The 373-nt window shown below is 65.1% G+C and carries 1 protein-coding gene; it reads left to right on the plus strand.

Annotated features, from left to right (window positions below; all coding sequences use genetic code 11):
- Positions 1-373: hypothetical protein (locus RIE32_09355; GenBank protein ID MEQ9096455.1), on the plus strand; the 373-nt coding region annotated here is incomplete at both ends.

The raw sequence follows: 373 nt of genomic DNA on the forward strand, positions 1-373 counted from the left end.
CGCGACGGGCTGAAGGACGCCGAAGGAAATCCGTTGCGCTATGACTCGATCGCCTATCTGGGCGAGCAGGACTACTACCTGCCGCGCGACGAGAACGGCGACTTCAGGTTCTACGACACGGCCGGCGACGACTATGCCGACAGCCTCGAGGCGATGGCGACGCTCGTGCCCACGCACCAGGTCTTCAACGGCGCGGTGGGCGCGCTGACCGGCGCCAACGCCCTCAAGGCAAGGGTCGGCGAGACCGTGCTGATGGTGCACAATTCGTGCAACGTGGACAGCCGGCCGCACCTGATCGGCGGGCACGGCAACTATGTCTGGGAGACTTCGTTCACCGATCCGCCGTTGACGGGCGTCGAAACATGGTTCGTCC

It is taken from the genome of Phycisphaerales bacterium (assembly GCA_040221175.1).
GTDB lineage: Bacteria > Planctomycetota > Phycisphaerae > Phycisphaerales > UBA1924 > JAHCJI01.